Origin of the sequence: Saccharicrinis sp. GN24d3, assembly GCF_052400645.1 — a bacterium.
Lineage (GTDB): Bacteria > Bacteroidota > Bacteroidia > Bacteroidales > Marinilabiliaceae > Saccharicrinis.
In genome coordinates, this window is the sequence record NZ_JBQTGI010000003.1 from 81,710 (window position 1) to 108,498 (window position 26,789).

At 40.1% G+C, this 26,789-nt stretch carries 12 protein-coding genes; 3 read left to right on the top strand and 9 right to left on the bottom strand.

Translation table 11 applies throughout. The features are described from left to right. Positions 1–9: 9 nt before the first annotated feature. Both ACT29I_RS05025 and ACT29I_RS05030 read left to right on the top strand, forming a co-directional pair. Positions 10–1,563 (top strand): arylsulfatase, encoded by a 1,554-nt coding sequence (locus ACT29I_RS05025; RefSeq protein WP_444792824.1) that lies wholly within the window; start codon positions 10–12, stop codon positions 1,561–1,563. 55 nt (positions 1,564–1,618) lie between these two features. Further along, the gene (locus ACT29I_RS05030) at positions 1,619–3,196 is read left to right on the top strand and encodes a hypothetical protein (protein WP_430931149.1); all 1,578 of its coding nucleotides are present in this window, start codon (positions 1,619–1,621) and stop codon (positions 3,194–3,196) included. Positions 3,197–3,297: 101 nt separating this feature from the next. Here ACT29I_RS05030 and ACT29I_RS05035 read toward each other — a convergent pair whose 3' ends face one another. Together ACT29I_RS05035 and ACT29I_RS05040 are read right to left on the bottom strand one after the other, a co-directional pair. Continuing rightward, positions 3,298–4,854, bottom strand: coding sequence for a hypothetical protein (locus tag ACT29I_RS05035; RefSeq protein WP_430931148.1), 1,557 nt, complete (start codon positions 4,852–4,854; stop codon positions 3,298–3,300). Between the two features lie 78 nt (positions 4,855–4,932). Further along, on the bottom strand, positions 4,933–7,641 hold the full coding sequence (locus tag ACT29I_RS05040; protein WP_444792825.1) for a hypothetical protein: 2,709 nt from the start codon (positions 7,639–7,641) through the stop codon (positions 4,933–4,935). A 520-nt stretch (positions 7,642–8,161) separates the two neighbouring features. Between ACT29I_RS05040 and ACT29I_RS05045 the strand changes: the two genes are divergently transcribed. Further along, positions 8,162–11,512 (top strand): NPCBM/NEW2 domain-containing protein, encoded by a 3,351-nt coding sequence (locus ACT29I_RS05045; protein WP_430931146.1) that lies wholly within the window; start codon positions 8,162–8,164, stop codon positions 11,510–11,512. Positions 11,513–11,717: 205 nt separating this feature from the next. Here the strand turns inward: ACT29I_RS05045 and ACT29I_RS05050 are convergent, their stop codons facing one another. The 7 genes from ACT29I_RS05050 to ACT29I_RS05080 form a co-directional block, all read right to left on the bottom strand. Next, complete coding sequence (locus tag ACT29I_RS05050) at positions 11,718–13,229, bottom strand: sialate O-acetylesterase (protein ID WP_444792826.1); 1,512 nt, start codon at positions 13,227–13,229, stop codon at positions 11,718–11,720. Between the two features lie 104 nt (positions 13,230–13,333). Beyond that, entirely contained in the window at positions 13,334–14,455 is a 1,122-nt protein-coding gene (locus ACT29I_RS05055; protein WP_430931144.1) for an alpha-L-fucosidase, read from the bottom strand. 18 nt (positions 14,456–14,473) lie between these two features. Continuing rightward, complete coding sequence (locus tag ACT29I_RS05060; RefSeq protein ID WP_444792827.1) at positions 14,474–16,018, bottom strand: sulfatase-like hydrolase/transferase; 1,545 nt, start codon at positions 16,016–16,018, stop codon at positions 14,474–14,476. Positions 16,019–16,110: 92 nt separating this feature from the next. After that, positions 16,111–18,276 carry a glycosyl hydrolase gene (locus ACT29I_RS05065; protein ID WP_430931142.1) on the bottom strand — a complete coding sequence of 722 codons (2,166 nt, stop codon included), beginning with the start codon at positions 18,274–18,276 and terminating at the stop codon, positions 16,111–16,113. A gap of 54 nt (positions 18,277–18,330) precedes the next feature. Next, entirely contained in the window at positions 18,331–20,493 is a 2,163-nt protein-coding gene (locus ACT29I_RS05070) for a glycosyl hydrolase (RefSeq protein ID WP_444792828.1), read from the bottom strand. Between the two features lie 4 nt (positions 20,494–20,497). Then, positions 20,498–23,563 carry a glycoside hydrolase family 2 TIM barrel-domain containing protein gene (locus tag ACT29I_RS05075; RefSeq protein WP_430931140.1) on the bottom strand — a complete coding sequence of 1,022 codons (3,066 nt, stop codon included), beginning with the start codon at positions 23,561–23,563 and terminating at the stop codon, positions 20,498–20,500. Between the two features lie 49 nt (positions 23,564–23,612). Next, positions 23,613–26,672 carry a glycoside hydrolase family 2 TIM barrel-domain containing protein gene (locus ACT29I_RS05080; RefSeq protein WP_444792829.1) on the bottom strand — a complete coding sequence of 1,020 codons (3,060 nt, stop codon included), beginning with the start codon at positions 26,670–26,672 and terminating at the stop codon, positions 23,613–23,615. Positions 26,673–26,789 lie beyond the last annotated feature (117 nt).

Here is a 26,789-nt window from a genome sequence, read left to right on the forward strand (position 1 = left end):
ATAATGAATATGAACACATTTAGAATAGTCCTTATTATTGGCTGGTTTTTATGTTGTATTACCGGCTGTACACACAAAGAAGAAAGCGTAAAACCAAATATCATTTTTATAATGACCGACGACCAGGGGTATCCGGTTGTGGGTGCGCATGGCCATCCCTGGATTAAGACACCGGAATTGGATCAAATGTATACCCAGTCGGTACGTTTCGACCGCTTTATGATGGGCTCTACTTGCGCACCAAGTCGTGCTGGTATTATGGCTGGGGTGCATTCAATAAAAAATGGGGTTACGCATACCATTCTTGAACGCGAACGACTCAACCTGGCGGCTATCACCATCCCCGAAGTTTTAAAAACGGCGGGTTACACATCGGGGTACTTTGGCAAATGGCACTTGGGAGATGAGAAGCCTTATCAACCTGAAAACCGGGGATTCGAAGAGACATTTATTCATGGCGCAGGTGGTATTGGCCAAACTTATGCCGGATCTTGTGCCGATGTTCCTGGCAATACCTACTTTAATCCGGTGTTCAAACACAATGGCACATTTGTTAAAACCAAGGGCTATTGCACGGATATTCTGTTTAAAGCAACGTTGGGCTGGATTCAATCCCTTAAGGATTCAGATAAGCCGTTTTTTGCCTATTTATCGACCAATGCTCCGCACGGTCCTTTCGTGGCTCCTCCGAGATATCAGAAGTATTTTGAGTCCTTGGGCTTCGATAGTAAAGCTGCAGGTTTTTATGGGATGATAGAGCATATAGACCACTGTATGGGGCAAATGTTCGAGCAGTTGGAGGAGTGGGGTTTGTTAGAGAACACGATCATCATTTTTACTTCTGACAATGGGATGACCCGAATTGGTTGTGGGCTAAGAGGCTTTGACGGACGTCCACAAGTGGAATTGGGAATCGGTAAAGATGGAAAAACGATGATGTCATATAATGCCGATATGAAAGGACTTAAAGGCACGGTAAACGAAGGTGGCGTGCGCGTTCCATTCTATGTGCGCTGGGATGGTGTGATAAAAGAAGGTAGAACTCGGAATACAGTAGCCAGCTACCTGGATATTTTACCAACACTGGCCGATTTTGCCGGAGCAAAGCTTCCCGACACTCAAGTATTTGAGGGCCGGAGTTTAAAACCTTTAATTTTGGAGAAAGAGCCAAAGTGGGATGACCGTTTTCTTTTTCAGCATGTAACACGTTGGAAACACGAGGCGAATCCTGATGACTTTAAGTGGGGACAATATTCGGTACGAAACCAGCGATTTAGGCTTGTTCATGGCGAACTTTTCGATATGGAAAACGATCCACAACAAAACATCGATGTAGCCGCTGAATACCCTGAGCTTGTTGATTCGATGAAGAATGCCTACGAGAAATTCTGGGATGAAGCTCGGCCATTGATGATAAATGACGGGGTACCATTGGCAGAAGAAAAACCATTTCATGTTGATTATTTTGCGCAAAAGGATAGTATTGGTATTCCTGATTGGAATGAACCTGATTTACTTTGGGAAGAATCATATACCGGAGGACCAACCGGCCTTGAGAATTAAGGGATAAAAAAAAGAAGAATTAATACGATATTTTAATGTAGAAATCAATAAAAACATGAAAACTCGAATACTAATCTTACTTACGCTTCCAATACTGATAATTGGAATGTCGTGTACAAATCAAGCTCAGCATTCTGAGGAAGCCTGGACTGTCGACTCTCAGGAAGACTGGCAGATGAATATGGACAAAACATCAAATTTGGAAATAACAGATGGCAAAGTAATTCCTACGACTACAGAAGCTACTTTCCAAAGTACAATTAAAAAATATGCTAAAAAACGAGGTCTAAAATCTATCACCCTTTCGCAGTCGCCCGATTGGTTAAACTGGAACCCGGTTGAAAATATTGGCCCTTCAAATTTGGGCGATGCTCCGGTTGCTTTACAAATGGGGGAAGGCAATTATTGGATGTTCGGTCGTTATGTAATGAGTAAAAGTCAGAATGAGGGAAGTTTTAAAGCTGAAGATACAAGCCTAGAAGGTTTTGATATTGCCTTAAAAACTACGCCGTTTAAAAATCAGTTTGATGCTCCCGGTGGATTAAAACCCGATAAAGGTGGTTACCACGCCTGGCAAAGTAAAGATATGATTAACTGGGTACACCATGGTTCTGTTTCCGAAACGTTTTCGCGTTGGATGACCACAGCCGAATATGTGGATGGTAAGGTTTATCTGTATTACGACTTCCCGAACGACCAGGATCCGCACCTTTACATCGATGAAGATTTGACCGATGGCGAACCTGGTAAAAATATGGGAATGGCCTTTAAAGATCCATCGCATGGTTCGGACTGTGCCGTTATCCGCGACCTGGATGGTAACTTCCATATTATAGCCGAAGATTGGTCACCCATCGACGCATCGACCCATGCCTGGGATTCGCCTTTGGCAACACATGCTGTTAGCCCCGATGGATTCAACGATTTTAAAATTGTTGCCCCTCCGGTGGATGAAAGAACCAAACCTACAGGCAAATTTGCCGAATATGTCCACCCGCACTGGCACAAAGAAGATCCTAAAAACTATCCTGGAAAAACTGCAAGCGAAGATGTGCCACAACATAGAGTGAAAGCTGGAGAAACGCGCGCTTTTGCGAAATACGAAATCCACGAGCCGGAACAAAATGCTTTTGGCGATTGGGCTTCCATTTCAATTGGTGGACAATACTATTTGTTTTGCGATTACGATCCTGCCGGGAAGCATGGCCGACAGAACATGAGTGTTGCCTGGTTTACTTCTAACGACATCAATAAACAATTTACATTTTGTGGAAATATCGGTCAAGGACATCCCGATCCGGATGTGATGTTTGCCGAAGGACAATTTTATTTAATGACACAGACAAACTTCGATTATATCAGTCCGGGACCTTGGGTAGAAACTGTTGAAGTTCGCGTGGGAGTGGATACAACAAATGATAGCAACATTAACCAATGGAGCAACTGGCAGGTAGTGACGGAAAGGTATGATTACATAGAAGGTTTTGCCAAGCAGGTTAAGAAAACTCCTGCACAACTGGACCTTTCTGAGTTACCTGATGCTTATGGTTTTCAGTTTGAAATCAGAATCAATAATAACCCGGATAATGTGGCGCAGCCTGTTATTGATAAGGTATTGGTGGCTTTTGACTGATAAATAGTTTGGAATTGAATATTATAAGAAGGGGAGACTAAATCAATTAGTCTCCCCTTTTTAATTAGTTAATTTGCGTTCTTTTTGCAATTTGTAATAGCTTATTTTACCCTTACTTTTTTGCTTACCGTTTCTCCTTTAAGCGTAGAAGCAACCACAATATAAATTCCTTGATTCTCAACCGGAATAGATGTTAAACCTTGTTTGGCAGTTTGTTGACTTTGCAGAATACCAATCGTATTATATACCTTAATACTTGATGTTTCACCTTCAACAATTATTTGTCCTGAAGTGCTGTAAATAGCTAGGGGTGAGATGTTTGTTGTGGGAATGGCTGTAGCTGTACCCGCCTCGTATGCTCCAATGGTAGTAGGCGATAGGCGATCTGCGCCCGTAATGTCTGTTACTGGAACAAAATCGCCGGTCGCACCTTGTTGTTTAATAGCCGTTCCATTAGCTACAGCATAACTAATACCATTTGCAGTTGTCATTTCCTGAGGAACATTACCATCCATTGTGAAATCAATTTCAGTTGATGTATAAGTGAAAGCAGGATCTATATTATTACCTGTTGTGCCAAATCCACTTTGAGTTTGCATTACATTATTGGTGCAATTGGTTAATACAATATCGTTAGATCCATCACCAGGAGATGGGTCGGTATTGTTAACATAAATATCCACGTATGAAGAAGCATCTATACCCTCTAAGGTTGTACCTATGATGAGGTTATTAGCTATTACTGCATTAATAGTACCTCCACTACCCTTTGTTCCTTCGTGTGGGTTATGTAAATGAATTAAGCTTTGCGTATGGCTAACGGTAACATCGTCGCCTTTAACCAAACCACAATCCACGAAAGTATTGTTGATAAGGTTTATATCATTGGCCACCCAGTTATAAAGTGGTTTGGATTTAATTAAAAAACCTTCTTCGTTACTTTCGGTAGTGGTGCCATCTACAATGGTGTAATCTCTAGTACAACGCGCAAAAAAACAGTTTTCCATTGTAAGATTACCCCGCACAATATTAAATATTGGCCAAACTCCATCGTTATTAATAGCTTTGATGTCGACAAATGAACATTCAGAGAAGGTCATAAATGTAAGGTGGTTAGACTTAATTACGGCACCATCTTTTGATTGTAGGTTGCTGAATGCACATCGGGCAGCGCTAAAATAAATGTTTTTTGCAGCTCCTGCATTCAGGAAAATAATTGAACCGGCTGTTGTACCTGAAAAACCATAATTGTTAATCTTTAGATCTTCCAGGTAAATTTTTAATTGTTGATTAGCCGTATTGCCTGTAGGGTTTGTAAATAATTGAACCTCAGTTGGCATGGTGGCACCTCCTTGTAAGGTGGTTAAATTAGCGCCTTCACCTTTTATGGTAATAGATAATCCACCTAGAGACGCTATTGCAAGATTGCTGGTTTCAAAAGTACCGGCACCTACATTAACATTGTATACAGTTTCAGTTTGGTCAGCGGTATAACTTGCCGTAGCTGCAGCATACGCTGCACCTACACTTGCCATTGGGGCAGCTTCGCTTAGGCCATCGTTTGTATCGCTACCTGTTGCGGAAACATAATAATTTACTTGTGCATTGAATGCTGCCGTGAATAAACATGCAGCCATAATAGATAAAAGTTTTTTCATAATTTGAATTTATTTAAGAATTAAACGGTTTTAATAGGAGTGAACTTTTGAATTAAAAGTTAGGTTAATCTGTATGTTTTAATTAGACACAACTATTTTGTGTACTTCATGATCCACTTTAATTAGATAGATACCATTGTTTAGGTTAAATGAAGCATGATCAATATGCTTAGCATCTTTTATTTTTTGCCCACCAATAGAAAATACCTCCACATCTGTTATATATGCAGCATCGACTATAACATGGTTAAATTGAACATATACGTTGTGTTTGTATTCTATTTGTTTAATGCTGGTTGCAGAGGTCACTTCGTAGTTTAACCAGATAGTACGCTGTTTAATTTCGCTATTGCTACTGTTTAAGAAAACCTTTTCGGCATAGGTGCCCAACTCCAGTTCTGATGCATCAATACTTACAGATATCGTTTCGTTTATCTCATTAAAGAAATCGGGAGAATAGCTTAAAGAGGAAATAGTGGCTTTATTACTGCTACTCTGAGTAAAAGTTAATCCACTGCTTAAGTTCCAACCTTTTAGATTAAAAGAACTGCTACCTGTTGATCCCTTTGTCACTTCACCCAAATCAATGCTTTCACCAAATGCCATATTTACAGTAGGAGAGGAAGTTTCAAGCACCGAAACACTCTCGTTATTGGCACCGAAAGTCAGACCATCTGTTTTTCCAATCCAATCTCCCGCTTCTTGTGTAATGGCAAAGAACTTAATGCGTGCTTTACCCTCGTACGAATACCTGCATTTCCACTTATTATAGTTTTGAAAAAGGGTACTGCCGTTTTTATGATGGTCGTAAATGGTATCGTTACCAATGACAGCATAAAAGTTTCTGAACTGGTTATTTTCGTTTTGCGTTAATGTTGTACTCACATTGTTCAGTTTCATTCTGGCATAAAAAGACAATTCAAAAGGACCATCGAAATTGATCTCCGGCGTTAAAAAGTAACCAATATCGTCATCTCCAACAACAGTTGTCACATTCATTCTTGTTGCGCCACTGCTCAAACCATTATGTACCTGCCATCCTTTATAATCAGAAAAAGAGTTAATGTCGGAAGTTGTTAAGGTGCTGCCTGGCACTAGGGTACTAAAGTAGTCCGAGAACGGTATATCTACAATTTCGGATTCGTAGCCTTCGCCGGATAAAGCGATTGTTTTTGATTTTGACCCGGAGGTAATGGTTAAGTTTGCTGAATATTCGCCATCAGAATTAGGTGTAAAAATAACTTCTACAGGGATTGCATAAGTAGCGGATTCACTGCTATAGCTTGTATTTCCATTTATGGAGAATTGATTTGCACTAAATCCGGAAATAGCAAGAGAGACATCTGTAGAAGGTTCATCAACCGTTACATAAAGTGTTTTTGAGGTGGGTTCTGAACCACCAATATTAACGGTTCCAAAATCTAAATTGTCAGTGTCCGCAGAAATTTCATCCAATGTAGTTGGTTCTGTTAGCTGAATAACAAATAAGTTAATGCTTTGTGCTTTGATATCACAAGAGTAGTTTTTAAAAATATCGGGGGTAAGAATGCTTGCTTCACCGTATATTTTAGTGTCGATATCCCATGCATATTGATACACTTTTCCATTTACGCTTGCGTTGTTTATATTTAAATCCAGTCCCGCATAATCGCTTGTAGAACTGTTGATAACCCATAATGCAATTTCATTGTCGTTACCAAAGGCCATTGTTTCCACATCGGAAATGCTAGTGGTTGAGGAAGATAAATATTTGCGTTGGTAAATATGGTTGGCAAAATTTTTCATTACATAGTACGAACGCATTCTTTTGCCTTCTGTACCTGAAGTGAAATAAATATTACGTGTTTCTGAACTTACCCCTCTCGACCACACTTCAAATATAAGTTCGCCTTGTAATCCGGCGGCATACATAGTTGCTTTTTCCGAATATACTCCCAAGATAGTTCCAATAGTTTCAGGTTCTTCGCCATTGGTTCTGCCACCTCCGGCATTGCCACTTTCGTCGCAATAGGCAGGTTTGCCCACAATTGTGCAGGCATCCACAAATTCGTCCCAAAGGTGCGACTGTTTATTTAGGTTGTGGCTCGAAAATGCGGTGTACATATCCGCATAGCCACTTTTGCTGCCAACACTTTCAACATACGAAACTCCCTGGGAAACCGCCCAAGAGGCAGGACTAGCATACATGGGTTGTGGTACGCCACGTGAGCTACACTCCGAATTTACTTTTTGTATGATTTGGTGCGCTCGATCAACGGTAATAACGCTCCATTCTTTAGAAACGGATATGTAGCTAATAGTAACACCATTGTCGTGCATCAGTTCCAAATAATCGGCTAGGAAAACACCGTACTTGTCCGTATCGAACCGGGTGGTTGGTTTGTAATCACAAATCCAGTCGGGCAGGTTATTTTGACCGTTATAGCCATTGTAATCACTTTTCATCGTCGCCCAAAATTTCACATCGGGATTCGCGATTTTTACCATCTTCATACTTGCAATGGCATTATCGTAAAATGCAAAGTTAGTAGTCCCTTCTATAAGTTCCTGTTTTTTGTCGTAGGAAACACGGCAAACCATATTTTCGATGTCCTGATAACACCAGTTGGCAATTTCCTGAGGGTTAGCTGCACTCTGTAAAAATGAAGCACTGCGCTCCATATCTGCACCAATCATGGTTATGGTTTGGTGTTGGGCAGCATAATCAACTGTTATTGATTGTGCTGAAATGGAGATCCAACCCGAAAGTATACAGGAAATCAGAAGAAGTAGATTTTTCTTATTCATATTTTATTTAATTTGAATATTAGTAGCTGTGGTTAGTGTTCTTGAATTAATAGCTATGTTTCAAATATATGATATAGTTTAATTTGCGATGTAAGTATATAATTCAATTGTTTTTTATTATAAAGCATAATGCTTTGTGAAGTGCTGTACTTAATGATCAGGTAATGAGAAGAATGAGTGGGAATATGAACTATATGTCATATAAGTCGACTGAAATCTTATAGTGACTTACCCCGGATTATTTAATGGAGATATGTAAGGCGCTTTTATTTACCATAAAACAAGGAGTTGAGACCAGTTAACGAAACGCCTTGTTTTGAGTTAATTGAAATGCGTAACCGGATTTCTAATGCATATTGCGGGTATAATCAAAAATTTCATTCAGAAAGTGACTTTGAATAGGCACTTATAGTTTTTGAATCGTCAATAATACTTCTCTATATCTAATATGAGTAAATTTATGAACGATAAAGACAATTTAATGAAGCATGTTATAAACTAATAATCCATTATCAAATAGATGAAAAAAATATTCTTAATTTTAATAATAGCCTTTATAACGGGTTTATCATTTACTCAGGCGCAGAATTGTGGAGATATTATTAATGACACTTTCGATAACGATGGGACATTGCCCACTCAATGGACCGAGTATAATACATCCGGTCAGGTGACGGTGAGCGGGGCAGAAATGGTTTTCGATTATACCTCGGCCAAACCATCTGCATATCGAACATTTAACGCAGTTAACGGTAAGTGTTACTATTCCTTTAAGATAAAAAGTCAGAGAAACTGGTTTAAGGCAAAAATGAATCTTGAAGCAGGTAACGGTGATTTGATAACCAGTATTCTTTTTGGCAATGATGGTAAGAAGGATATTCTGTATGCCACCGACCTGGATGCATCAAATAACCCCACTTCGTATGTCGGAGCGCTGGATGCTTCTTTTAGTTCCAATACAGAATATCTGGTTTTGCTGATTGTTGATACAGAGAATAAAACCTTCGACTTTTATATAGATGGGGAGTTAAAAGTTTCTGGTGTAGCATTTTTGGAGAATGCTACTGGTTTTGGAAAGATTGATATTCAGCAAATTTCCATGTATGGAGGTAGTGGCAAGGTATATTTCGATAATGTTCAGATAACTCAGGATAACGTTATTCGTGTTAACCTGGAAGCGGCCATTGCTAATGCCCGGGAACACCTTGACGAAATCAACATCGGAACAGGAAATGGTGAATATTCACAGGGTGTTGTAGACGTTTTTCAGTCCAAAATTGATGAGGCATCATCGGTTTATGCAAATTGTGAAGCATCTCAAGATGAGGTAGACAGTGCTGTAGTGTTTTTGGAAACAGCATGGAGCAGTTTTGACGATTCGCGTAATTGGGGCATGCAGGATATTTCTATTACCATAGATCCAACAAATGTACTTTGTGAAAGAAATCCTATATGGTTTGGCGGGAACAATACTTATAATGGAAGCGGACAAGGTCTTTGGGACAGTAGTAATGAAAGGTGTCATTATAATGTGATTGATTTGGCCAATTATACGGGAGCGCCAGGTTATCGTTTTCCGGGAGGAACCATGGCCAATTTGTACCGATGGAAGAGAGCTATAGGACCAGTAGATCAACGTATTGATAACCTAAATAGTCACGGATCGGCAGGCCCCTTAAGTAACGAGTTTGGCCCTGATGAATTTGGGCATATGTTAGAAAATACGCATTTAAATAAAGGTGTGATCGTGGTAGCTTTTAATTGGGAAACAGTACAGGACGCAGCTGATTATGTAGAGTATATGAACGCTGAGGTGGGAGAGAACCCAAATGGAGGTACCGATTGGGCTCAGGTTCGTGCAGACAATGGCCATCCTGAACCGTACAATGTTAAATATTGGGAGATAGGAAACGAACTTAATGGTACTTGGGAGCTAAGCGTTTGTAACTATCCGGCAAGTGGTGATGCCAACAGGGGTGGAGACGAAATTTTAAATGGAAAAGTGGGAGTATATGTACATGGGGATCCTCGTTCCTTTACCAACCAAAGGGCTGCTAAACAAACATCGTGGGTACAATCTGTTTGTGTGGTAGACGGTTCGGCCAATCAGGAATTTTATACCAAGTTTTGCCCGGTTGACTTAAGCAAAAGTTTTACCCTTACTATTAATGGGGTAACATGGAACAGGGTTGCTGACCTTTCAAGTTCCGGGTCAAATGACTTGCATTATACTGTAGATGCCGAAACAGGTAAAATTTCTTTTGGAGATGGCACTAATGGAAGTGTGCCTTCAGGAGGATATAATGTAATGCTGAATTACTCCACCGATGAACTGGACGGGTTCCCGGAATACTACGAAGCGATGAAAGCTGTTGATCCAAGTATTGAAGTAATCAGCTGTTGGGAAGAGGAAGAGTTTTACCGAGAGATGGCCGAGATCAATGCTCCATTCGATGGTGTAACCAAGCATTATTATCCAAGTGGAACAGTAGAAGCAGGTGATGAATACAAAATGGTGATGAAAAAGTCGGTGAGTTATAAAAGCAAAATTCAAAGTCACCTGAATCATTTATCGGATCACAGCAATTCATCACTGTCCGGTAAGAATGTACAACAACATTTAACCGAATTTTTCGGAGGAAAAACGATTGGTGTGGTTACTCAGCTGTGTGTAATGTGGCATGATATTATCAATTCATATTCTGATGATATGGGAAATATGATGGCACACTCGTACTTTAAAAATGATAATACCCCAATGGTAAATACAGGTGGAAACTTTGTCTCGGCAAAAGGACTTCCTTATCACATATTTACACATTTACATCAGGATAAGTTTGTAGAAGCTGAATATCAGGGTGGTTCTTATACATACAGCAATACCAGTATTCAAAATAGTTATCCAACGGCCAGTATAAATGAGGAAGGAAATGTATTAACACTGGTTGTACCTAATACGCTGGATGAAGACGAATTAAGGGCCAGCATTAATATTTCAAATTATGGTTTTGGTTTTTCTGAAGTGATAGGTAAAAAATGGGTGGCCACAGCGTATGATATTTATACCGAAAACACTTCTGCGTCACCTTATAATGTAAGTGTTGAAGGACCGTTCGACATTGAATTAGGTCAATCGCTCACGGATACTGTTCAGCCATTCTCTGTTGCTATATATCAGTGGATTGTTGAAGAACGCGACTTTTTAAGTGATTTAAGCGAGGTGGTTGATGGTGAGGATATTAATAAGGACGAAGGTTTTGGCAGTGAGGGAAATATGACCGTAAATGGAATTACCTATGAAAAAGGTATTGGTGTTGAGGCAGGAACTTCTGTTACTTATAATTTGAATGGTAATTACCTGACTTTTTTAACTGAGTTTGGCTTAGATGACAGCTATACCGGAGGTGAATTTAATATGGCAGTTTACGTTGATGATGAGTTGGCATATCAAAGTGCTGATATCAATTCAAACTCTCCGACTCCTGTGTTAAATATTGATGTTAGCGATGCGGATAAATTAAGAATCGAAACATATTCAACCTTAAGTTCCGACGGCGAAGAGTTCATCATTTTTGGGAATGCCCGCTTGATTAATGGTGATGAGGACAATAGTATCGGTTCAGGCTTAAATGTAAGCCATAATATTCAAGTAGCTCCTAACCCTTTTGATTCTAATATGAAAATTGAATTACCTAAAATAGAATCAGGTAAAGTTATATTGCTGGATATGGCAGGTAATATTCAGTATAGTGCGGTATTTAATGAATCAGATCAGATATATGTCGATCATATTTCTGTACCTGCAGGAACTTATGCATTATTGGTTTATGCAGATGGTGTTATTTACTCAACCAAAGTGGTGAAAAGATAATGGTTGTTTATCTTCAATGTTTATAGTTGGCGCGTGACAAGCTTCCGCTTTGTCACCACCAGACAAAGTTTCGGGAAACAAAGTTTCTGTTACCCTTCGGGCAGATTGGACATTTTGTATTGACAAATTGGAGATTAAGGTAAGACAGATTAGTTGTGAATTATATACAAGGGTGTTGTTTTTCAACACCCTTGTTTAATTTAATTTATTTGTAGTTTACAGTAACTGGTTCAAAAACATCCGTCCTGAAAGGACGTGCAGGCAGGTTGGTATCATTTATTAGATTTACTTTTGGCATTGCTGCAAAAGCATACCGTACATACAAGGGTTTGCTGATTTTATCGCAGGTTAAAACAACGGTTTTGCCTTTAATTTTGGCACTCGCTCTATACCATGTGTTTGTATCGTCAGATAGCCAAAAAGCGCTGGGATCTTCTCCATCGGTAGTTTTTAAACCTTTGGCATTGGTGTAATGGATGACTATTCTATTTTTCTTTACCAAGGTCTTTTTTAGTATCGGTCCTTCTGCCATAATTGATTTGTTGAAGGTGTTCTTTTGAGCTAAAAGCGCCAGCCTCTGTCCAATGGGCAACTTGTCACTGGGGTGGATGTTGTTTTTATCTCCCAAATCAATGGTAGTGGCTACTGCAGTATGGGGCAATATTAAAACCTGGCATTGCGATTCCCTTATCCAAGCCCAGGATGGTGCAGTGGGACTTTCCAAAATCTCATCCGATTTAGATTTTTTATGCAATTTAGAACCGAATCCTGGCAACATAACTGCCATAAACTGGAGGTCATCTTTTTGCCACTCATGCCTGATTCTTTCTACCCACATCGGCAGCGTTGTTCCGTACTGTATCATATTGTTCATGCCATTGCTATTGGCCTCACCCTGGTACCATACCAGGCCGCGGCAAGCATAAGGGGCCAGCGGTTTCATCATGGCATTGTATATAATGTTAGGCTGGGTGCGGAGAAAGATGTCGTCTTTTCTGTTTCTTGCACCGGAGATAGATAATATGCTGTCAATGCGGACTTTTTTATTGCCATCCGCATCAAACTTTTTCATGATGTTTTTAAAATGAGGGAGTTTTTCTGTCATATCCCTTGGCATCCAGCCTTCAATGGATGAACTTCCCCACGAAGTCAGTATAATACCAACCGGCATATGGATAGATTTTTGCAGGAAATAAGCAAAGGTAAAAGCAACTGCACTTGGCGGATTTTTGATTTCCCATTTTCCACCCACATATTTTTGTTCTTTAAAGGCCACTGTATTTTCTACTTTAAAGGTTCTTATGTTGTTCAATATTGAATCCAATGCTTTTATTTCGGGAATTTGATGGTATCCCATAAACATATTCGACTGACCAGAACAAACCCAAACCTCACCAATTAAAACATCATTGAACTGAATCGTTTCTGAACCGGATTTTATTTTAAATGTATACGGGCCTCCGGCTTTTTGCTTGGGTAAAGTGGTTTCCCATGTACCATCCATATTTACTTTTACACTTGCACTGTCGCCGTTGAGTATAACTATAACATGGCTATGAGGAATAGCTTCGCCCCATACTTTAACCGGCATCTCTCGTTGTAATACCATATGCTCTTTAAAAAGAGAGCCCAGTTTGAGTTTTTGTGAAACTAAATTGCCATGGGCAAGAAGGGAGATAAATAGTGTGCATGATAAGATACGAAAAGTTGTAAGCATATATAATTTATTTAAATGAGAAAGAGGTTTGATGGGAGACTTTTACGGTAATTAAGCCAACCATTCAAACCTCCAAAATGATCTAATTGTTTTTTATAAGTAAGTTATCCTTTCAATACATTTTCCCAGCCTTGAGTTCGGATCATTTTCCCCACTTCACGAAGAACTTTTACATCTTCGGGATGCATCTCTCCGGAAGGCAGCGGGCCAGTGTTCAGCAGCAGATTTGCCGGATATTTGTCAGCACGCTGAAGCATGGCTATCACTTCATCTTTGGTTTTGTGCTTGCCATCCTGGCTTTGGGCATATCCCCATTTATTGCGCTGCAGGTGATCGCATATCTCCAATGGTTTTGGAGGAGTTCCGTCAGCTTTGTATTTGCGTTCCGGAGCCAAAAAGTCTTCGGTGCCCAATACACCTTGCTTGTATGAAACCAACATGTGCGGTTGTTTAGCGTGGATCATGTCATATAGCTCTTGCAGTTTAAATTGGGCAAAGTCTCCGGAAGCCGGAACTCCATGGCCATCAAGCCAAATACCGCCCACATTGGGGAACATAGTGAGCAATTCATCTACCTGATTATAAAGGAAGTCCACATAAATGCTCAAATCGTGCTCATCGCCATATTTATATAAAGGTTCCTGTGTTTCGTATTTAGGTCGTGCATTGCCTCCCCAATTATCATTGTTAGGCGCATGGGGATGACGCCAGTCGCGCCCATGTGAATAATAAAGGTAAAAGGCAAGCCCTTTTTTGTTACACTGCTCATAAAGCTCAGCTATTAAATCTCTTTTAGCAGGTGAGTTGGTGCTTTTAAAGTCGGTATATTTTGTATCCCACAAGCAAAAGCAATCGTGGTGGCGGGTAGTGATATTGATGTATTTCATTTCAGCCTCCAATGCCAGGTCAGTAATGAAATCGGCATCGAACTTATCGGCTGTAAAACGGTCGGCCAATTTTGCATATTCAGCCACATGTATTTTATCAGACAACTGGACCCATTCGCCTCGTCCCAATAACGAATACAAACCATAGTGGATAAACATACCGTAGCGGGCTTCCCGAAACCATTCAATGGCTGCCTTACGCGGATCGGTAGCATATAAATCCTTTTTACCTTTTAAAAAAGGAGGCAAGGATTCTTCTTTTTGTCCTACACAACTAGGAAAAAACATGGCAGCTGTTCCTGCAAGCGCTGATAATTCAATAAACTTTCTTCTGTTCATATTGTGTTTTGTTATATATTATCTTTCAATAATTAGGGTGTTTGTCTTATATTTTTCCCGGGCCATATTTTGTTTGTTAAAATGATCGCTGGTTTTGTTTCTCAACTTAGCCAGAATTTCGGACCCATCATATTTTTCTACCAGGTTATTCATCTCATTGGGGTCATCTTTTAAATTAAAGAGTTGTTCATAATCCGGCTTCCTTGAGGTAAAGTTCAAATCTTCTTCAGTATATTTTCCTTTTTTAATTTGGAACATACGTATATATTTCCAATCACCCAACCTAATACCTTCGCAAACAGGATTACCTCGTCCTGTGTATAAACTTTCCAGAAACAACTCTTTTCTCCATTTGCGGTTCCTTCCTTTTATCAAAGGAACCAGACTTTCTCCCTGCATGTAAGCGGGAGGGGTAATTCCCGCATAATCCAATATGGTGGAGGGAATATCAAGGCTTGATACCAATTTGTTTTCTGTCTTACCTTTTGATTTCGCAGGTAATCTCGGGTCATATATAAAGCAAGGTATTTTAGTGGTTAAATCATATAATAACGCTTTGCCACCCATGCCATATTCACCCATTAATAAACCATGGTCACTGGCAAAAATTATCACTGTGTTTTTACTAAGTCCTTTTTCGTTCAAAGCTTTCACCATATCTCCTATTACCTTGTCCATGGCTGATATCTGCTGGTAGTATCGGATATGGTGCTCGTAACATGAGATGGTATCATAATCGTATTTGTATACTTTGGTTGCTCTTCCCTTGTTCTGATCCAGCACCTGGTAAGGGATATGAACATAAGGATCTGTAGCCGTTTCTTCCGGTATTTGAATGTTCATGTTTCGGTAAAGCGTATCGTAAAATGGGTGACCTTTGAGCTTTTCGTATTCGTTGGCCGGAATCATGCAATCCTCCGCCTCTTTATTTCCCGGGTACATGGATTTTATCTGGCTACCATGAGGAACCGAGAAACTAACAGACAAACAGAAGGGTTTTTCACTGGGTACATCATCCAGAAATTCCACAATGCTTTCGCCCATCACAGGGGTGATGATATCTTCGCCGGAATCGAAATATTCAGCACAATTCCTGGCTGTCTTGGGCCAGAACTTAGCCCAACCGTCATGTGCTCTCCAGTAATCAAACTTTGCTTTGGCCTTACCTTTAAAAGTATAATATTCCATACCAAACTTACCAATAAATCCGGTATAATAACCATTTTTTCGTAGCATTTCAGGATAGGAGTGGGCCCACTGATCTTCGGTGAGTTTATAGGAAGATGTAAAACCGACTCCGCTCATGCGTTCGTTTAACCCTGTGAATAAAGCCACCCTGCTAGGTGCACAAATAGGTTCGGCAATATAAGTATTTGAGAAACGAACTCCATTATTGATCAGTTTATCTACATGGGGCGTTTGGATATGTGGATGCCCCATGGCCCCAAAAGTATTATCGCGCTGGTCATCAGCCAGCAGAAAAATAATGTTGGGATGCTTATCCTGAGCATAACTGCCCATGAAAGTAAGTAAGGCAACAAGTATGAAATATGTTTTTTGCATTTTATATCTTAAATTTTGGGGTTTGATGCTTTGTACCACAACAGAAATTACAAAAGAAATAAATCCAAGACATAATACACTAATTCCTTTCATTATTCTATCAATATCTTTCTGGTTGTTATTTGATTGTCCGAATACAATTTAATCAGATAAAAACCTTTTGATAATCCGGTTACATCAATTGTTTTTTCTTTTACGACCTTGTTCAAAAGAACATTCCCCGATAAATCACAGATACTTATATTGTATTCTTCCGAATAATATTCATCACTTATCTCTAAATGAATAATTCCGTTTATTACGGGATTGGGGTAAATGGAAAACTCAGACATTAGCTCATTTATACCATTGCTTGTGTCCAGATCAGGCCCGTTTTCATAATTTTCTTGTATATAAGCCACCGGAGACTCGTGGTTGGCATAATATTCCCCAACCGAATTAAGCGTTACCGGATAACGCACCGACATTACGGTTTGGGCTGAAGTTTGTGAAGGTTGCCAGGTAAAGATGCAGTATCGTTCCACAAAGTCAGCATTATCCATCATCTCGCAGTATGCCTGAACATTGGTGAGTACCTGGGCTTCGGTTTTGTCTTTTTCATTGGCAGCCCAGATATCCCCATAATTCCATTCGGTTACCCAAATGGGCACTTGATACTGATCGTAGAAATCTTTCAGCCAGTTGTAAAAGTTTTCTGCCGACATAATTTTATAATAGTGTACCGGGATAAAGTCGATACGGTAACCGGCTGCGATTGCTTTCGGCATAAATTCATCAAGCCATGCCCTGCCTTTTGCGCCATCAGTTACCGCTGGGGCTCCCAATCGTAAGCCTGAAGCTTGCAGAATTTCGTATTTCTCAATAGCCTTATCTACTGTCATATTGGCTTGATTCTCACCATCGGGTTCGTTAAATGCTAAATGATGGGTGATGGCCATATTATTTCCCATGGTAGTCATTTTATCAATGCCGGCACCACCACTCCAGTCCATAATTACATATTCGCATTCTGTCATACTTACATCTGCACTGCCCCAGTCGTAAAACCAGTCAGACTTTAAAGCAAGTACCACATCATTGTTATCACTTTTTCCGCTGGAACCACGTTTCTTCGTATCCCGCCATGGTCCAACTCTCATAAATGAAATACTTTGCTGAAGTTCTGCAGGGAAATTTAATTCCAATGAATGATCCGCAGCAACATACACCTTGCTTACACCACTACCATTTACATTTTGTGCCACGGTTAACATATAACCTTTTTCTAGTTTAAAAGATACTGCTTTGTCCTCGAAATCACCCAGGTTTCCATTGTAGTAGCCACATCTGTAGGAAATTTCATCACCCTGGGAACTTGAAGATGAATAAAGCGTGAGCACATTTTCATCTATGAAAGAATTCTCAAAGTCCGCAATGGCTGTTTGCAAGTTCGCCGAGGCTGCATCAATTTCCACCTGTATGGCATCGCAATTGTTCAGGATTGTTTCACTCTGCTCTTTAGCTAGCTTCAATGCCTCATAAGATTCAGACGAGTAGCCATAAAGCGGACTTATTACCGCTGAAATAGTCAGGTCTTCAGCGCTATTGATACCTGCCGAAAGAACAGAACGATCAGCCCCCGGATAAGCCAAAGCTATATTATCAAAAAAGAAGCGTCCTTCACTGCTATACATAGATATTTGCGTGATGCGTACTTTGGCAATGTCGCCGGCCGTTTCTATAAATGATATAGCCCCTGCTTTTTTTGCACCATCTTCATAAAAATCAATGGTTTTATTTTCAAAGTCAATGGTGGCTGCCATAGTATAAGTATAGTTCTTAGCATAACTACCATCCACCAAAGATCCGGAAAAGGAAGTTGGGCTATGGGAAGCATCCAGTGAGGTAGCATACTGGATATTACCTACACCATCATTTCCAATCATAATACTGGTTACATACTTATCATCCGATGATAAAATATCAAACCGACATTTTACCCAATTACGGGTGCTTTCAACATCGAAAGATACGGTCACCTCCTCACTCACCGGTGTAAAAGTACGATAGGCACCTGGCTGATCGGCGGTGTAGTCAAACTTTAATTGGGCACCATCAACGGTTACCTGACCTGATGTATTAAACTCAGTCCATTCTGACGGAAGGCTTCCATCGGTACTAAACTCATCGATAAAGATGTTAGTGCCACATGTTTGGGCATCTGCCATAGACAGAATGCTAATCAGTATTGTGAGAATTAAAATAGATTTTGATTTCATAGATTAATCTTTAATTTCATGTTCGTAATAGCTATTAAGGATTAGCTATTTCAATTAGTTCCGAATCATAATTTTTTGCACCGCATTTATTTCTGCATTTTCAATACGAAGCATATAGAAGCCGCTTTTAAAATTAGCGACATCAAGTTGGGTTTTATTATGCACTAGCATTACTTCGTTGCCACTAACATCATAAAGATGCAACGTAAATTCCTTCGGTGCGGCCTTCGGGAACATCAGGTTGATTATCCCATTGGTTACAGGGTTAGGAAACACGGAAATATTCGCATCTGAAGCTAATTGCGTCTCTATACCGGTTCCAATATTGGGACCTTGTTCATATACTTCCTGAGTATAGGAAGGATATGGAGATTCATGAGCTTTGTAATATTCTCCAATTATGTTGAAAACAATGGGCGTCCTTGTTTCAAAAATAGATAATTGCCCCGCACTTGGTTGAAAGTAGAACATGGAATAACGCTCAATAAAAGAACAGGTGTCCATCATGTTATTGATGCTTTGTAATTTCGCTAACGCTACTTCATCTGTAATCACCGGCGAGCCCATTCCAGGGTTACCGTAATTGTATTCTGTCACCCAAATAGGCACATTATATTTATCGTGCAGAGCTTTATATCTATCATAGTACCCTTTGGGTGAACGGCGCACATAATCGTGTATAGCAATAAAATCGACCCGGTAACCTTTTGCCACACAGGAATCCATAAATTCATTGATCCAGGTCAATCCGCCATGAGACACAGCAGGGGAACCCAGTCTTAGTCCTGATGCAAATAAGTTTGGATATACCTCAAGCGCACGTTCTACTGACATGTTGGACTGGTCTTCCAGGTCAGGTTCATTAAATCCCAAATGGTGGTTAAAAGCCATATTCTGACCTGCCGCTCGGGTAGCCGATAGGCCGCTAAAGCCATCACCACCGCTCCAGGACATGGGAACAAATTCACGCTCGGCGGTACTGTATCCATTGGTCATTCCCCAGGCGTAGTACCATTCCGAACCCAGGGCATCCTGAACATCCACCCCTTTACCACAACTTCCTTTTTTCTGCTTTTCGAACCACGGACTAATGCGCATAAAAGAAATACTGTGCTGTAACTCCTCCGGGAAAATTATTTCCAGGTCATCATCCTGAGCGATATATACCTTACTAAAACCTTTCCCGTCTGCATCTTGGGCAAATGTGGCCATATAGCCTCTGTCCAGTTTAAAAGACACAGGAATGTCTTCGAAATCACCGAGGTTACCGTTGTAGTATCCGCATTTGTATTCACGCTCAATACCAGAAAAATCACTATCAGCATAAAGTGTTAATACAGGTTCATCCATGAAAGATGCATCAAAGGCTGCTTGTGCTGCCAATACATCATTTTCGGCCTGAGCGAGCTCCACTTCGGTTACCTCGCAAATTGTCAATAACGGGGTCGCATCCTCAATGCTTTCCTTTAATGCCAGATAGGTTTCTTTTGTATAGCCATACTGGGGGCTTAAAATGACTTCACTTATCGCATCCTGTGCCTCAGAAATAACCGTAGCCAAACCGGAACGATCAATACCTTGATAAGCCAGTTCAATATTATCGAAGTAAAAACGACCTTCGTTACTGTACATCGATAATTGCGAGATGTCAATTTTGGCGACATCTGTCGCATCTTCCAGGAAAGCAACATTTGCAGCTTTGATTACATCCCCCTGGTAAAAGGACAATGTTTTTGTTTCAAAATTTATAACAATGCTAACAGAGTAAATCGTGTTTTTACTGTAAACTCCATCTAGCAACGATCCGGCATAAGATGTTGGATTGTTTGAAGCATCAAGGGCCGTGGCATACTGAATGTTTTTTATTCCATCGTTCCCAATTATCAAACCTGTTATGTATTGGCCAAATGATGAGCGTATGTTTAACTTACACTTCGCCCAGTTTCTTGTACTGGATACATCAAATGAAATAGATAAGTTTTGTGTCTCTGCATCAAATGTACGATAAGCTGACGGTAGGGAAGCAGTATAATCAAATTCCAGACTGCCGTCTACTACAGTCACCTGTCCATTGGTGTTATATTCGGTCCATGCTGCAGGCAAAGCACCATCTTCGCTAAAAGAATCGTAAAATACGCTTTCGCATGATACGGTCTGCGCCAGTAGATTAGAGGCAATAAGAAGAAACAGTGTAATAAAAATAGTCGTAAGTCTCATTTTCTTATTTTACAGATTTTCCAAAAGATATTTCATCGATATATGCTCCTCCAATTCCGGGATTGACCAGACGAATGGTATTGGCTCCCCTTTTTATATCTATTTTCACAGAGACAGTGCCCCAATGTTGGCCCCAGGATTCGGTATTCGGTAATAGCAATTCAGGTTGTATCGTTTTTCCATTGACGATCAACTTGACCTTTCTACCTTTGCTGTTTGAAGTATTGCAGCTATATCTGATATTTAAAATCTCAATTCCTGCATCACCATCATTTTCGCGGTACCATTCCACAAATCCATCTTTGTTGTTACCAAAATCTAAAAATCCGGAACCATTAAAACCAGCTCCGTTTTTAGATATAGAAGCTCCATCAAATACGGCTTCTTCGGCCTGATCCCCCCCCGGGGTTTTTTCAATATTTTCCTTTAGGTCGTTCCAAACAAATCCTTCGTCGTTGGCAAATCGTTCCGACAATAGTTGATGAGGTTGACCGTCTGCCACAACTAAGGCTTGCACTGTTGTGCCTAACTCGACAGGGAAGCTTTGGGTATAAACAGGGCTGTTTTCTGTAGGCGTACTTCCGTCAGTGGTATAATAAATCTTTATTTCCGGAGAAATGGCCTTGCCTCGTAAATTTAAAATTTGCGTATCGATGGATACCATATTGGAGGTAATCTGCTTTTTTTCTCCCATAATGGCAGAGGCTAATAGGTTGATATCGCCAGGTTCACCTGTAGATTCAATATAAGCACGTGTAAGCCCATAAAATGCAATGCGGTTGTCTACACCAAAGTGTTTTTCAACATCGATAGGGCTCCCATTATCCAAAGCACGAATTTTACCTGGTCCAATTACATTAAAAAAGGTACGGTTTTCACCATAAGGGTAAAAATGATGTAAAGAATCCTGGGCGGTTACGCGTACCTGAACAATGTCTTTACCCACTGGTTTTAGTGCTTTCCCATCTATTGAAAGACTGTTTTGATATGGGCGGTAAGCCGTGTTAACTGTTTTTTCAACTTTAACTTGGCCATTTTTATATGCAATAGCTTTTAATTGTCCCGGTTGCCAGGGTACCAACCATTCGCATTGCATGTCATGTCTTGTTTTTCCCGGCTTTCTTCGTCCCAGCGATTCCCCATTTAGGAATAGTTCTACTTCATCGCAATTGGAGTAGACCCAAACCGGTATTTCGGTTCCCGCTTTTATTGTAGGATGGGTCCAGTGAGGCAGGATATGAGCCATAGGTTCTGTAGTCCATTGGCTTTGATACAAGTAATACAGATCTTTTTCAAAGTTTGCCAGGTCAATAGCTCCACCCATAAAAGCTCTAAAGGGCCATCCGCCATGCACGTAACTGGCTTCCCCTATATAATCGTAACCTGTCCAGCGGAATGAACCGGCATAGTGTGGTATATCCCTGATTTGCTCAATATTACCCCTGGAATTTAAACGTACATAAGCATTATCGTAACTAGAGTTAAAAATTTGCTTCGCTTTGTTACGGTCAGCGTTTAAAATCCAATCATGCGTAAAGACTTCTTCTTGTGTTAAGTCCTCGGTTAAACTCACACCAGCTTTGTGTGCACCGTCACGATACCAGGTTTTACTTCGGTAATAACCACGAACTTGCCAGGTGTGTGTGTTTTCCGTTCCGATAAATACACGATCCTTGTGAAGGTTATCAATAAAACCGATTCTCTCGCTGGCACCATTTACACCGTGTACATCCATAAATTGTGATCCGGAATGACCTGATGTTACCGGACGAGTTGGGTCAATCTGGTGGCACAGTTCCACAATATCTTTACCAACAGGTCCTCCCGTTTCGTTGCCTACACTATAAATGACCACAGAGGGGTGATTGCGGTCGCGTTTCATCCAATCCGTTAAATCTTTTTTCCACCATTCGAAAAAATGGTGAGCCCCATAATCATTTTTAGCTTTCTTTTTCCATCCATCGAATATTTCATCCATCACGAGCATTCCAATTTCATCACACATGTCATAAAACTTTGGTGTTTGAGGATTATGTGCGGTTCGAATCGCATTACAACCCATGCCTTTCAATTGCTCAATTCTAAAACGAAGTATTTTATCCGGAACTGCTGTTCCTAATGCACCGGCATCCTGGTGGTTGCAAACCCCTTGCAGTTTAATATTCTCACCGTTCAGCCACATCCCGGTTTCAGGAACCCATTCAATATCACGAACTCCAAAGCGGGTTTCTATGATATCAATCAGCTGGCTGCCCTTCCAAACTTCACTGACCGCTGTATATAAATATGGATTTTTGGGAGACCACCGGTTTGCATCCTTGATTTGAATATCCTGACTTAGTTGCGATTTTTTTTCTGTGGCGATCTTCACTTTATCAGAAACACTTAAAACTTCGAGTCCCTGCGCATTCAGAATGCGTGTTTTTAAGATGACTTTAGCGGCTTTTTCTGATTGATTGACTATTTCGGTGGAGATATGAACCTGGTTATTTTGTGTTTTGATAAATATTCCGCCTTCACGTTCAATATGAACAGGTTCCATCACTTCAATCCAGGTATCGGTATAAATGCCGCTTCCGGTATACCACCTTGCCGAGGGTTGCAGACTATTATCCACCCGAACTGCAAAATTTATTTGTTTCGAAGTGTTAACAATATCACTAATGTCATAAGAAAAGGAACTCCATCCGTAAGGACGAGTGCCTAGTTTTTGACCATTAGCCCATACCGAGCTGTTCATAAAAACCCCGTCAAACAATATTTTAATTACTTTTCCTTTCCAGTGCGAAGGAATATCTATTGTTTTACGATAGTATCCGGTTCCGGCTGGCAGATAGCCACATGTACCTCCCATAGGATTAGATTCATCGTATTCTCCTTCGATGGACCAATCGTGTGGTAAATCTAATTTTCGCCAATTACTATGGTCGTATTCAGCTGTTTTGTATGCTGAAATATCATCTTGAATAAAATACCAATCATCGTTGAAATTCATTTTCTTTTGATTGGGTTGGCTATAACCAACAAGTGGTGCAAGAAGGACCAAGAAAAAACAAATATTTATTTTCATAGAGTTGTTAATTAAAATGATTTCCCGTTTATACATTTCAAACTTCATCCTAAAACGGAGTAATCACATAACCCCAGCTATATTCCCTCCTTAGCAATTGATAGATTAAATGAGGCGTTGCTCCCCAACTGGTGTCTCCACCAATACCGGCCATACCGTAATCCAGGTTTAATATGATGTAATCTCGTTTTTTCATGTCAAACTGATGACGGGGTTGCTTTTTAACTTCATTACCATAGTCATCATGCTCGTAATATTGAGCTTGTATACAGAACTGGTTTTTGGCCCGGATTTTTAAGCCATGATTGCCATCGCTTAAGGTCATCCATTTAACTCCCATTCTATAACCATTTGATTGCGGGCGGATGTATGGATAATACATTTCATCAATAGTTGATTGGTATGTCCCCATAAAAGCACTGGTATAACGGTCGGCATAATTTTCGTGAGGGCCACGACCATACCATTCTGTTTGCGCAAATTCTTTGTTGAGCCTTAATTGAGATCCAACGCGAGGAATACTAACCGTTTTTCTGTTAGGATCAAAAAGAATATAATGATCAACCTGGATAATGCCTTCTCCATTTATTTTGTAGGTGGAGATAAAATCGCCAAAAACATCGTCCATACGTTTGGTAACAATAAATGTAATTAGCCCTTTTTCTTCTTTTACATCGATATGACTCACGTTAGCTTTAGCGCCTTGTTCTTTCCATATGCCCAGCTTTTTCACCATGCCAAAACCATAGTCGTTGTCAACCGGTACGCGCCAAAAATCGGGTTGAGGACCTTCTTTAATATATTCTTTTCCGTTTACGGTAAGGTTTATAAATGTTCCTTTTGCTTTATCAAAAATAAGGGATGAGGATTCAGTGGAGATATTCCATCCCTCTTCTGTTTCTTTAACTTTTAGTTTGCCGCTGGCCGCCATGTCTTCAGAAGAAGAGGCTTTGGCTATTTGTATTTGCTCTTTGGCCACCTCATGTCCTTTTTTCAATAAACCATCATCCTTTTTTAATACAAAAGAAAAGTTGATATGTACATCTTTGTTTTCCGTTTTTGGCAATTCAACAGCAACTGCTTTTGCCGATTGTGGGGCAATATCTAGGTCGGTAATCGTTGTCGATTCCGCAATTTTACCATCAATTAAAACAGAAATATTCAAGTTGTACTTGTTCAGGTTCGAAAAGAAAAATTTGTTTTTTACAAAAAACTCACCTCTTTTGTGGCCTTTAAGAACAGAGATGTTTTGGTATACTTTTTTAACCTCGTTAATATGTGGATTAGGTTTACGAACAGGAGAAACCAAACCGTTTAAGCAGAAATTGTTGTCATTACGAGTTCCCGGTTTTTCAAGGTCGCCACCATAAGCAAAATAATCGTTGCCATTTTTATCCTTCGCCAGTATACCCTGATCCACCCAGTCCCAGATACACCCCCCCTGCAATGAAGGATACTCTTCAATCAAGTCCCAGTAATCCTGCAGGTTACCCACGCTGTTGCCCATGGCATGCGCATATTCGCATTGTATCAGTGGACGGTAAATGTCAATTTGGCGTGCGTAATTTTCTATTTCGTCCATTGTTGCATACATCGGGCATACAATATCGGTATGCGCTTTATTATCGGCTTGCTCAAATTGCACGGGACGGCTGTCATGTTCCTTTAACCATTGGTATGCTTTTACGAAGTTAACACCATCACCTGCTTCGTTTCCTAACGACCAAATAATGATGGAAGGGTGGTTCTTGTCGCGTTTGTACATACGCTCTATTCTGTCCAGGTGTGGTTTTTCCCAGGCTGGATCATCTGCAATATGATAATCGTAAGGAGCTTGCAGCGCAGCACCTAAACCATGCGATTCTATGTTGGCTTCGTTAATCACGTATAAACCATATCTGTCGCACAAGTCGTACCAATAAGGATCGGTAGGGTAATGGCAGGTTCTGACCGTGTTGATGTTAAATTCTTTCATCAAACGAATATCCTGTTCCATTAGTTCCTTGCTGATATAATGGCCGGTTACCGGGTCGTGTTCATGGCGGTTAACGCCTTTAACCAAAACAGGTTGCCCGTTCACTAAAAGTTGGCTGTTTTTAATTTCTACCGTTCTAAAGCCAATGTTTTTTCCGAAAGTTTCAATCAACTTATCGTTCTCGTCTTTTAATGAAATAATTAGGCGATATAAATAAGGACTTTCTGCCGACCATTTTTTTACATTGTTGATATTATTGTTGAAAACGGCCTTTGCTTGATAACCTTTAGTCTTTATAGTGATGGATGAATTGGCAATGGTTTTATCTCCATCCATTAATTGAAATTCAGCTTTAACCAGGGTGTTTTTTTCTTGAGATTGAACATCTAAATCTAAGGAAAATATACCATTGACGTAGTTCTGGTCTAAACCTGCAGAAACTTTAAAATCTTTAACTCTCGTTTTAGGCGTGGCATAAACATAAACATCACGTTCAATACCACTGATACGCCAAAAATCCTGACATTCCAAAAACGAGCCGTCACTCCACCTGTATACCTCAACGGCTAAGGTGTTTCCGCCTTTTTGAACAAGTGAGGTAATATCAAATTCGGCCGGTGTCTTAGATCCCTGGCTATAACCTACTTTTTTACCATTTACCCACACGTACATGGCGGACTTTACAGCTCCAAAATGCAGAATCAGATCTTTTCCATCCCAGTTTTCAGGAATTTCAAAATCTCTTCGGTAGGAGCCAACCGGATTTTTATCCTCGGGAATAAAATCAATTACCGGGGGCGTAGGTTTTTTATTAGGGGAAAAGTCAAAAGGGTGATTGAGGTACATGGGCATTCCATATCCCTGTAATTCCCAATTGCCGGGTACGTTGATTTTATCCCATCCGGTAACATCAAATTCTGTTTTATAGAAATCAATTGGTCTGCTGGACGGGCCTTCTGAATATTTGAAAGCCCATTTTCCGTTTAAGGATTTATAAAAAGGTGAGTTTGTTAAACTGGTTTTAGTCGCTTCTTCAATAGATGATGCAGGGACAATAATGGATGAAGCCTTTAGTCGGTTTTTCTGCAAAACTTGAATGTTTTTCCAATCTTGGCCATTCATATGTATTGACATACACATTAATACTACAGTTGTCAGTATTCTCAAAAAACGTATCATAAGTAAGTTGTTGAATAGTAATAAATTCGTTTTCAAATATTATAATTACAAACCAATTAGTTTATTAAAGAT